Here is a 10878-nt window from a genome sequence, read left to right on the forward strand (position 1 = left end):
GGAAAGTATCTCGAAGCTGCACGACTATATGAAAACTTAAAAACCACAACAGATGAAATTGCCGGGGTACGTTTATCCGAACGTTTAGCTGAAGTTTACAGTGCTGGAGCGGCATATGAAGATGCCATTCCTTTTTACGAAGAATCACTGTCAAACCATGTTACGCCAGATTTGCTTTTTGGTTATGCTTATGCCGCATTCCAAGCGGGGCAGTATGATTTATCAGTTCGTAAACTGAACGAAGTAAAGACATTGGACCCAGACTATTTCTCTGCACATTTGCTCCTGTCGCAAGCCTATAGCATGCTTGAAGACCATGAACAAGCATACCAGGCAATTCTAGAAGGATTAAGTCGTGATGAATATGATAAGGAATTGTATTTATTTGCCGGCAAAATAGCCTTGAAACTAGGTAAAGTGATAGAAGCTGAACAGCATTTGCGTCAGGCAATCGCACTGGACCCAGAATATATGGAAGCGACGTTGACTCTAGTGTCATATTTACACGCAGAAGAACGCGATCAGGATGTCATTGAATTGATTGAGATCATTTCAAATAATCAAGATGATTGGTCCGCGTTATACCCATTTGCGGCTGATGCCTATGCGAAAGAAGAAAATTTTGAACGTGCATACGATTTTTATTCTTTGGCATATACTGATCATAAGGAAGACCCGTTGTTCATGGAAAAATACGTTTATTTTCTGCTGGAAGAAGGAAAACGTGATGAAGCCCTAGAAATAGGTAGACAATTAGTTCTTTTACAACCTCATGAAGAAAGATGGCAAGACCTGATTGAATCATTGTCGTGAAAGGAGGAGTAGTATGACCGCATCTGTTTCTGTGATGGAAAAGAAAGAATTTGTGCGTTGGTTTTTGAAACGATATCAAATGAAACGACGAGAATGCGTATGGATCCTCAATTATTTGTTAAGTCATGATGATTTACTCCAAAAAGTACATTTTGTAGAAGAAGCACATTACTGCCCAAGAGCGATGGTTATGTCTGTTACAGAGTCGAATGGCGTGCCTTTTCGCTTTTACAAAGGAAATTTAATGACTGCAGATGCCGAGAAATCATTTCACGACTTACGTTTAAATCCAAATGAAGACATGTTTATTCAGTTGAATTTTCCAAATGTACCACCAAGTTCAGAGTATTTGGCGGTTTTGGAAGAAAATCCATTTATGCCGAAATACCTGCATATTAACGACAAAGATCGTCTTATAGCTGAAGAAGTGCTCAAAGTCAGCATGAATTCATTTAGAGAAGAACATATATTGAAACAAATTGATGAAGCTTTGGACGCCAATGATAAAGAACGATTTTTTGAATTGTCTAAATTGCTACAAGGGATGAAAGAATCATCCAAATCTTAACTTCATCGTATATGCGATGAAGTTTTTTGTTGAAAGGAAATGAAGATATGTACTGGAACTCAAAAGATATAAATGTATTTTTAGAACAGAAAGAATTTGTTGATACAGCCGTAATCCCTTTGTTACTAATCGATGGACAAGCCAGCCAACTGAAACAAAATGCATCAAGCGCTGAATTTTTGATGTCTCTTACCGCTTTTATCGAAAATCAATTTAAAGGACGAGTGGTGTTAATGCCACCGATATCGTATACGAAGCGTTCCAATAGGCAACAATTAGGGAATGAATGGACGGAAACGTTGAATGAAGCGGGCTTTAAGCACTTGTTTTTTGTTTCATGCGATATGACGTGGGGRAATGAAGTAAGTGAATTAAACGTTATTTATACGCCTTCTATACCACTTGAACACATGGACCAGAAATTGCGTCAATCCGTTCTGGAAGATCAATTGAGACAAATAATTCCGGTATTTGCAAATCGCTGGGAATAGGCAGTTCAATAAGCTTCAAGAAATGTTCACAAAGTAGATGTTCGCAACTAAAGGAATATTGACCTCCGTTTTTTATTGAGCTATCATAGAACTGTCCTAGTTTTACTATTTTTTGTATAAGTATGTCCGTTGGACTGACCTTTAAAGTTAGAGGGGGGAAAAGGATGAGTAACAATCGTGTATCAAGACGTCAATTCCTAAACTACACACTAACCGGTGTTGGTGGGTTTATGGCTGCAGGTATGTTAATGCCGATGGTTCGTTTTGCAATCGATCCAGTATTGCAAAAAGCTGGAGGCGGAGACTTTGTACCAACTGATAAAAAAGTGGCTGATATCACTGATGTGCCGGAACGCGTAGACTTTTCATTTGAACAAGTAGATGCATGGTATACATCTGAAGTCACAAGCACTGCATGGGTTTACAAAAAGGGCGACAAAATTATCGCGCTATCTCCAGTATGTAAACATTTAGGTTGTACGGTAAACTGGGCAGGTAGCCCGGATCACCCGGACCAATTCTTCTGTCCATGTCACGGTGGTCGATATGAGAAGAATGGTAAGAACGTACCAAAAACACCACCTCTAGGTCCGTTGGATGAGTTCGAAGTACGTGTGAAAGATGGTCTTTTACAAATCGGTAAAACACGACCAAATACATTAGTTTAAAGTAAGGGGGTACGACGTCAGTGCTAAATAAGATTTATGATTGGGTGGATGAACGTCTGGATATTACTCCTATTTGGCGTGATATTGCAGATCATGAAGTTCCAGAGCACGTTAACCCTGCACATCATTTTTCAGCATTCGTTTATTGTTTCGGGGGCTTAACGTTCTTCGTCACTGTGATTCAAATTCTTTCGGGTATGTTTTTAACAATGTACTATACGCCAGATATTGAAAATGCATGGAAATCCGTTTACTACTTACAAAACGAAGTAGCATTCGGTGAAATTGTGCGTGGTATGCATCACTGGGGAGCTTCACTTGTAATCGTTATGATTTTCCTTCATACATTACGTGTATTCTTTACAGGTTCTTATAAAAAACCTCGTGAACTTAACTGGGTTGTCGGCGTATTGATTTTAGGCGTCATGTTAGGTTTAGGATTCACGGGTTACCTACTTCCTTGGGACATGAAAGCGTTGTTTGCAACGAAAGTAGGTATTGAAATTGCTGCATCCGTGCCATTTATCGGAGGAGCTATTAAAACCTTGTTAGCCGGCGATGAACACATTCTCGGTGCACAAACGCTAACACGATTCTTTGCGATTCATGTATTCTTCTTACCAGCTGCTTTGCTTGGGTTGCTTGCAGCACACTTTATCATGATTCGTAAACAAGGTATTTCAGGACCGTTGTAAAAAAACAGCGTCTTTGATGATTTCTAAAAGGRGGGGACAATATGCATCGCGGAAAAGGGATGAAATTTGTCGGGGATTCTCGTGTACCTGCTAATCGCAAACCGAATATTCCAAAAGACTATTCCGAGTATCCGGGTAAAACAGAAGCTTTCTGGCCAAACTTTTTATTGAAAGAATGGTTGGTTGGTTCCGTTTTCTTAATTGGTTATTTAATCTTGACTGTTGCACATCCATCACCACTTGAACGCCAAGCGGATCCAACAGATACAGGTTACATTCCACTACCGGACTGGTATTTCTTGTTCTTATATCAATTGTTAAAATATGAATTTGCTTCTGGTCCATATAATGTTATCGGAGCAATCGTTATTCCAGGACTTGCGTTTGGTGCACTAATGCTTGCACCATTCTTGGACAAAGGTCCAGAACGTCGTCCATTTAAACGTCCTTTACCAACGGCATTTATGCTACTTGCATTGGCATCAATGATTTACCTTACTTGGGAATCAGTGGTCAACCATGACTGGGAAGCAGCAAAAGCTCAAGGTGAAATTCGTGAAGAAGCACAATTCGACACAGAAGCGGAAGGGTATAAAATTTACTCTGAAGCATCTTGTATAGGCTGTCACGGTAATGCATTTGAAGGTGGTATCGGTCCATCTTTAGCAGCTACTGATAAAACGGCTGAAGAAATTATGGAAATCGCGAAAAATGGTAAAGGTACAATGCCAGCTGGCTCGTTCAAAGGTACTGAAGAAGAATTAAAAGAGTTAGCTACATTCATTGATGAGTTAACACCATAATTGATTTTAAAAAGAGAGTCAGGAAACTGGCTCTTTTTTTGTACATAAAGGAGTCGTAGGAAGTGCATACTTTACTTACTCAAATTAAATTCATATTATTTCATAAATCATTCATGTGGTTGTTGCTCATCGTAAATATTTTAGGAACTGCTTATGGGTATTACTGGTATGGGTGGCAACTTGCAATAACGGATCCGATTTTCTTGATTTTCGTACCAGATAGTCCCACAGCCAGCTTATTTTTCTCAATTGCTCTATTTGGATGGCTGATTAACCGAAATTTCAAGCTTATTGAAGCTCTCGCTTTGATTACGCTTGTAAAATATGGATTATGGGCAGTAGTAATGAACATTTGGACACAATTTGAAGGGAGTCCAATTGGTGCGGTCGGATGGATGTTGATTGCGAGTCATTTTGCGATGGCCGTACAAGCAGTACTATATATACCTAACTATAAATTCACGTGGAAACATATTTTGATAGCATCGATCTGGACGTTACATAATGATGTTATTGACTATGTCTTTGGACAAATGCCAATCTATCGTAGCTTGAGCGAACATTTTCAGGCAATCGGCTATTTTACATTCTGGTTATCAATCGCTTGTATATTACTTGCGATTAAGGTCACTAAATCGTCACCTCTTCAGCAGCCTAAATAGTTGCTCATTTATTGCAGGGCAGATAAAATAAGTGGTAGATAGAAAATAGGGAGATGATCCATTTGGGTTTTTTGATATATTTTGCCGTATTATTATTGTTACCAATTTACGCGCAATATAAAGTAAAGAGTACGTATAAAAAATACTCAAAAGTACGTTCTACATCTGGGATGACTGGTGCTCAGGTAGCACGTTTAATTTTAGATCAAAACGGTTTACAAGATGTTAAAGTGGTTGAAAGTCGCGGTTACTTGAGCGATCACTACAATCCTATGACGAAAATTGTCGCATTATCTTCGCACAATTATCATGAAGCTTCAGTCGCTGGTACTGCAATTGCTGCCCATGAAGTTGGACATGCGATTCAGCATAAAGAAGCTTATTCATTTTTGAAATTCCGCCACATGTTAGTACCTGTAGCAAACTTCTCTTCAAATGCATCATGGATTTTCGTGATGATCGGGATTTTTGCAAGCATGTCCAATATGTTGTTATTGGGAATTGTTTTGTTAGCCGTAGGGTTATTGTTCCAAATTGTTACATTGCCAGTAGAATTCAATGCTTCAAGTCGTGCCATGACTCAAATCGTTACTCTCGGAGTCATCCGTAACGAAGAAGAAAAACATGCACGTAAAGTATTGAATGCCGCTGCCATGACGTACGTTGCTGCAGCTGCTGTAGGGGTTCTTGAGTTGTTACGTTTAGTGTTAATTTATACAGGCATGAGCCGAGACGAATAGAATCAAAAAAAAACTCACGTGCATGATTGACATGCCACGTGAGTTTTTTATATCCAACTAACTTATATCATTTGCTTAATCCAGTGGACGTTTTTGCTCATCCAACGTAAATCCTTCGCCCATAACGTCATGTACTTCAGTCATTGAAACAAAGGCATGGGGATCTATGGATGTGATGATGCTTTTTAAGCGGACAATTTCGTTCTTACCTACCACACAATACAAGACTTCACGGTCAGATTTAGTAAAATGTCCAAAACCTCTTAATACGGTTACGCCTCGTTCCATATCGTTTGCGATTCGATCTGCAATCTCACTTTGGAATTCCGAAATAATAAATGCACCACGTGCTGCATAAGCACCTTCCTGCACAAAATCAATCACCCGCGCTCCAATAAAGACCGCCACTAACGTATACATCATGGAACGTGAATCCAAGAATGTTAACCAGGAAAGTAGAATGACCGCTGCATCAAACATGAACATCGTTTTTCCCATACTCCAGCCAAAGTATTTATGCGCCAGTCTGGCAATGATATCCACGCCTCCTGTCGTGCCGCCATATCTGAAAATGATACCAAGCCCTACGCCAACAAAAACTCCTGCAAAAAGGGCAGCGAGGAACAAATCATCTTGTATATGTATATTGATTTCATAGATTTGAAAAATCTTTAAAAATACTGATACGGAGACAGTCCCGATGATTGTATATACAAATACTTTTTGCCCTAGAAGGCGCCACCCCAGAATAAACATGGGAATATTAAGTAGCAAATTCATTAAAGCTGGATCTAGTTTGAATGCAAAAAATAATATTAAGGTGATTCCACTAAATCCACCCTCACCAAGCTCGTTTTGAATGTTAAAATGAACAAAACCAAAGCTGAATATTGCTGCTCCTAACATAATGAAAAATATATTTTTAAACTTAATGCCTTTCAACACTGAAACACCCCATTTTCTGAAAAAGAATCCTTCGCTATTATCATTCATTTTTAGTATTTTGACAACATCATTCCTTATTATTAGGATAAGGATAGGAGCGTGAAAAGAATGACGAATGAGAAAACTATTCAAACTTTGCAAAAAGAAGTCGACGATTATATTGGGAAATTTAAAGAAGGTTATTTTCCTCCCTTTGAAATGCTTGCACGAATGACTGAAGAACTAGGTGAATTGGCAAGGGAAGTTCAACATGTGCATGGTATAAAGAAGAAAAAATTGACTGAAGYAAAAAAGAGCCTGGAAGAAGAATTAGGCGATTTGCTGTTCGTTCWTATCTGTTTTGCCAATTCTGAGAACATTGATATGCAACGAGCACATGACCGTGTAATGGACAAATTTAACTCAAGAGATAAAAATCGTTGGACGTTAAAGGAGGAAGAATAATGATTCGAGTTGCTATAGGTGGACCACGAGGCAAAATGGGACAAGAAGCTGTACATACTATCATGAATAATGAGAATATGGAATTAGTGGCAGTACTTGATCATAAAGAAATAGGAGATCTATTAAGTGAGTCTCCAGAATTTCCTGCAGGCTATGATGTACCCGTATTTTTGAATCTAGATAGTCTGATCTCAGCAATCAGACCAGATGTTTTCTTGGACTTGACTACACCCCATCAAGTCTTTGAACACACGACGATGTGTTTGCAAAATGATGTAAGACCAGTAATCGGCACAACAGGGTTTAGCGAAGCACAACTAGAGTTATGCACGAAAATTGCAAAGGATAATGAATTAGGTTGCATTATTGCACCTAATTTTGCGATAGGTGCCGTATTGATGATGAAATTCGCATCCATGGCTGCTGCTTATTTTCCGGATGTTGAAATCATTGAGATGCACCATGATCAAAAACTAGATGCCCCATCTGGTACAGCTTATAAAACAGCTCAAATGATTGCGGAAGTACGACCAGCACATAAACAAGGACATCCATTAGAGGAAGAAACGTTGCCAGGTGCAAGAGGTGCATCCTATGATGGAATACCAATACATAGTGTAAGACTACCTGGAATGGTAGCTCACCAACAAGTGATGTTTGGTGGAGATGGGCAGCTGTTCACACTGCGACATGATTCTTTCAATCGACAATCTTTTATGTCTGGCGTGACATTTTCTATAAACCAGGTGATGGATTTAAAAGAACTTGTGTACGGACTCGAAAACATTTTATAAATGATAGGATGCGAACCTCATGAAAATAGCTTTAATTGCGCATGACCGTAAAAAAGATGATCTGATCCAGTTTGTGACTGCTTATCGTGACATTTTGGATGAGCATGAACTCTACGCTACAGGAACCACGGGACAACGGATTATCGATGAAACAGGTTTAGCCGTAATCCGTTTTCAGTCGGGTCCACTTGGAGGCGACCAGCAAATAGGTGCCATGGTTGCAAAAAATGAAATGGATATGATTATATTCTTCCGTGATCCGTTGACTGCCCAACCTCATGAGCCTGATGTGACTGCGTTGATTCGATTATGTGATGTGTATCWAATTCCTTTGGCTACCAATATGGGAACTGCAGAAGTTTTATTAAAAGGTCTGCAAAAAGGCTTTATTGATTGGCGATTACTACAAGAAAGACGTTCTTAAGAAAGGAAGTGGTTTCATGAAGAAATTGAAAATTGGCATCACCTGCTATCCAACAGTAGGGGGGTCAGGAGTAATCGCAACTGAACTGGGGAAGCTCCTTGCAGAGCGTGGTCATGAAATTCATTTCATTACTTCCAGCATGCCTTTTCGGTTAAATCGCATGGTTCCAAATATTTTCTTTCATCAAGTGGAAGTAAACAGTTATTCTGTCTTTCAATATGCTCCTTACGATATCGCCCTGGCGAGTAAAATGGCTGAAGTGGTCCAAAAAGAAAACTTAGACATACTGCATGTGCATTATGCTATTCCACATGCGGTATGTGCAGTGCTGGCTCGTGACATGGCCGCACAAAATGTGGGAATCGTGACAACATTGCATGGTACAGATATTAGTGTTTTGGGTTACGATTCATCTCTTACAGGTGCCATCCGCTATGGAATTGAAAAATCAGATGTGGTAACGGCAGTTTCCAATTCATTGAAGGAAGAAACGTATCAATTAATACAACCATCTCAGACGATTGAAACCATTTATAATTTTGTTGATGAACGCGAATATGTTCCATCCAAATCAACGAATGTAAAGTCTTATTTCAATATTCATGAGGATGAAAAGGTAGTCATTCATGTTTCGAATTTCCGAAAGGTGAAGCATGTTGAAGATGTTGTTTCAAGTTTTGCTTATATACGAAAAGAAATGCCATCTAAATTACTTCTTGTCGGAGATGGGCCTGAAATGAATAACATCATTAAACAAGTCGATTCCTTGGGATTACAAAATGATGTGCTCTTTTTAGGAAAACAGAATAATGTGTCTGAATTGTACTCTATAAGTGATTTGAAATTACTTCTGTCGGAAAAGGAAGCGTTCGGGTTGGTATTATTAGAAGCAATGGCCTGTGGAGTACCTTGTATCGGCACAAATGTAGGCGGAATACCAGAAGTAATAGACCACGGAGAAAATGGCTACATTGTCCCTTTAAACGATGTTGAAGCAGTGGCATGTAATGCTTTGAAGATATTAAAGAATAATGACTTACATAAACGCATGAGAAATGCTTCCATTGAAGCGGTGTCTCGAAAATTCCATTCTTCAATCATCGTGAACCAATACGAAAAACTGTACGAGAAAGTGGTTCGTCAATATGTTAACAACTGAACATTGGCAAGCTGGTACAGCAATTATAAATAAGCTGAAAGAAAATGGATATGAAGCCGTATTTGTTGGAGGAGCAGTGCGCGATTTTTTGCGTCAAAAAGAAGCCAATGATATCGACATCGCTTCCAGCGCTTTACCAGAACAAGTAAAAAAAATATTCAAACGGACGGTCGATGTCGGACTTGCCCATGGAACTATCCTTGTTCTCGAAAGTCATATTCCCATTGAAGTCACAACATTTAGGAGCGACGGGGAATATGCAGATTACCGAAGACCAACGGATGTAAAGTTTGTCCTGTCTCTCGAAGAAGATTTGAAGCGTAGAGACTTCACAATGAACGCACTAGCCATGACTGAAAGTTTTCAGATTATCGATTTGTTCGATGGAAGACTTGATTTAGAAAACCGAATCATTCGAACTGTCGGCAATCCTACTGATCGTTTTCAGGAAGATGCTCTACGTATGCTAAGAGCTGTACGTTTCAGTGCTCAGCTCGGTTTTACAATTGACGACAAATCGTTGGAAGCCATCCAATTTTGCGCGGAAAATCTTACATATGTATCTGTTGAACGAGTGACTGCTGAACTTGAAAAAATGTGGGATAGCTCGAACTTACAAAATGGAATGAGCTATCTCGTCACAAGCAAATTGTCCGATCAATTGCCAGGAGGTTTCCCATTCCAACATGAAAAATGGGCGCAACTAGGAAATCCTCGCAACAGCTTGATATGTTGGTCCTTTCTTTGTTTATTGCAGGAAACCTCATCTGTGTCCGAACTGACCAGAACGTTTAAATTATCGAATGAATCGAAACAACAAATTGGTCAACTGGTTAAAGCCACTCAAATTCGATTTGAACGTTTGTTTACGAGAGATGACCTATACTCTTTTAATGAAGATATTCTTATCAAGGCGGAGAGCCTCGTTCATGTATTGAGAGATAAGATCCCACCGATGCCAATCGATACAATAATAAAACTCAAGCGTTCCTTACCAATTCAATCAAAAGCTGATCTTGTCATTTCAGGGAAAGACTTGATGGATTGGTTTAGCAAGCGTGGTGGTCCTTGGCTCAAAGAAGCATTGGCAGAGATTGAAATGGCTGTGCTTCATAAAAAAGTAGTGAATGATGCTACCAAAATAAAGGAATGGATAATGAATGAATCCAACAGTGAAATATGAAATTAAGAAACGTTTATTATCTGCAAAGGGTCAGCCTGTCTCGGGCCAACAATTAGCAGATGAATTTGGATTATCTCGAACAGCTATTTGGAAACATATTAAGGAACTTGAAGAAGAAGGATTTGTGATTAATTCCATTAAGAAAAAAGGATATGTATTGACATCCTCTCCAGACTCATTGCAAGCCGCCAAAATTAATCAGTATTTGACATCCAAACGGTTTGGCCAGTCAATTCATTATGAAGAAACTTGCCCTTCGACTCAGCCTATCGCCCATCGACTTGCACAATCGGGAGCACCTGATGGCTCGATTGTCGTTTGTGAAGAACAAACGGCAGGAAAAGGTCGTTTGGCACGAGCATGGACCTCTACTCAAGGAAAAGGCATTTGGATGAGTGTAATCATTCGACCGGAAATACCGCCTACAAAAGCACCGCAGTTCACGTTGGTTGCAGCAGTAGCAGTCACAAGAGCCATAGAAGATATAGC

General features: G+C 39.4%; 15 protein-coding genes. 14 read left to right on the forward strand and 1 reads right to left on the reverse strand.

The genetic code is table 11. From position 1 onward, the window contains the following. From AC1DSB_RS07865 to AC1DSB_RS07900, 8 genes are all read left to right on the forward strand, one after another. Positions 1-813: tetratricopeptide repeat protein (locus AC1DSB_RS07865; RefSeq protein WP_477586346.1), on the forward strand; the 813-nt coding region annotated here is incomplete at its 5' end. 13 nt (positions 814-826) lie between these two features. After that, on the forward strand, positions 827-1381 hold the full coding sequence (locus AC1DSB_RS07870) for a ReoY family proteolytic degradation factor (protein WP_016427407.1): 555 nt from the start codon (positions 827-829) through the stop codon (positions 1379-1381). Between the two features lie 47 nt (positions 1382-1428). Beyond that, on the forward strand, positions 1429-1872 hold the full coding sequence (locus tag AC1DSB_RS07875; protein WP_016427406.1) for a YpiF family protein: 444 nt from the start codon (positions 1429-1431) through the stop codon (positions 1870-1872). A 164-nt stretch (positions 1873-2036) separates the two neighbouring features. Continuing rightward, positions 2037-2540, forward strand: a complete 504-nt coding sequence (locus AC1DSB_RS07880) for a QcrA and Rieske domain-containing protein (protein WP_016427405.1) — start codon at positions 2037-2039, stop codon at positions 2538-2540. A gap of 20 nt (positions 2541-2560) precedes the next feature. Continuing rightward, positions 2561-3235 (forward strand): menaquinol-cytochrome c reductase cytochrome b subunit, encoded by a 675-nt coding sequence (gene qcrB, locus AC1DSB_RS07885; protein ID WP_016427404.1) that lies wholly within the window; start codon positions 2561-2563, stop codon positions 3233-3235. Positions 3236-3276: 41 nt separating this feature from the next. Next, positions 3277-4038, forward strand: a complete 762-nt coding sequence (locus AC1DSB_RS07890; RefSeq protein ID WP_016427403.1) for a menaquinol-cytochrome c reductase cytochrome b/c subunit — start codon at positions 3277-3279, stop codon at positions 4036-4038. A gap of 62 nt (positions 4039-4100) precedes the next feature. Further along, the gene (gene lhaT / locus AC1DSB_RS07895; RefSeq protein ID WP_342541705.1) at positions 4101-4700 is read left to right on the forward strand and encodes a lipoprotein heptaprenylglyceryl N-acetyltransferase LhaT; all 600 of its coding nucleotides are present in this window, start codon (positions 4101-4103) and stop codon (positions 4698-4700) included. Between the two features lie 53 nt (positions 4701-4753). Next, a complete protein-coding gene (locus tag AC1DSB_RS07900) occupies positions 4754-5440 on the forward strand; it encodes a zinc metallopeptidase (RefSeq protein WP_036659379.1) in 687 nt (228 codons plus the stop codon). Between the two features lie 75 nt (positions 5441-5515). Here AC1DSB_RS07900 and AC1DSB_RS07905 read toward each other — a convergent pair whose 3' ends face one another. Then, a complete protein-coding gene (locus AC1DSB_RS07905; RefSeq protein WP_036659377.1) occupies positions 5516-6385 on the reverse strand; it encodes a YitT family protein in 870 nt (289 codons plus the stop codon). A 108-nt stretch (positions 6386-6493) separates the two neighbouring features. Here AC1DSB_RS07905 and AC1DSB_RS07910 point away from each other — a divergent pair, with 108 nt between their 5' ends. The 6 genes from AC1DSB_RS07910 to AC1DSB_RS07935 form a co-directional block, all read left to right on the forward strand. Then, complete coding sequence (locus AC1DSB_RS07910; protein WP_477586349.1) at positions 6494-6829, forward strand: nucleotide pyrophosphohydrolase; 336 nt, start codon at positions 6494-6496, stop codon at positions 6827-6829. Next, positions 6826-7623: a 4-hydroxy-tetrahydrodipicolinate reductase gene (gene dapB, locus AC1DSB_RS07915; RefSeq protein ID WP_304412219.1), complete on the forward strand. Its 798-nt coding sequence runs from the start codon at positions 6826-6828 to the stop codon at positions 7621-7623. The genes AC1DSB_RS07910 and dapB overlap by 4 nt, the downstream gene beginning before the upstream one ends. 19 nt (positions 7624-7642) lie before the next feature. Continuing rightward, positions 7643-8047: a methylglyoxal synthase gene (mgsA, locus tag AC1DSB_RS07920; RefSeq protein ID WP_477586351.1), complete on the forward strand. Its 405-nt coding sequence runs from the start codon at positions 7643-7645 to the stop codon at positions 8045-8047. A 16-nt stretch (positions 8048-8063) separates the two neighbouring features. Next, complete coding sequence (bshA, locus tag AC1DSB_RS07925; protein ID WP_016427396.1) at positions 8064-9206, forward strand: N-acetyl-alpha-D-glucosaminyl L-malate synthase BshA; 1143 nt, start codon at positions 8064-8066, stop codon at positions 9204-9206. Then, positions 9193-10389 (forward strand): CCA tRNA nucleotidyltransferase, encoded by a 1197-nt coding sequence (locus AC1DSB_RS07930; RefSeq protein ID WP_342541704.1) that lies wholly within the window; start codon positions 9193-9195, stop codon positions 10387-10389. Before bshA ends, AC1DSB_RS07930 begins: the two co-directional genes overlap by 14 nt. Continuing rightward, positions 10367-10878 (forward strand): biotin operon repressor (locus tag AC1DSB_RS07935; RefSeq protein ID WP_477586353.1); only part of this gene is annotated, 512 nt, incomplete at its 3' end. The genes AC1DSB_RS07930 and AC1DSB_RS07935, both read left to right, overlap by 23 nt.

The sequence above is a fragment of the Paenisporosarcina sp. P4_E4_2 genome (assembly GCF_056401595.1).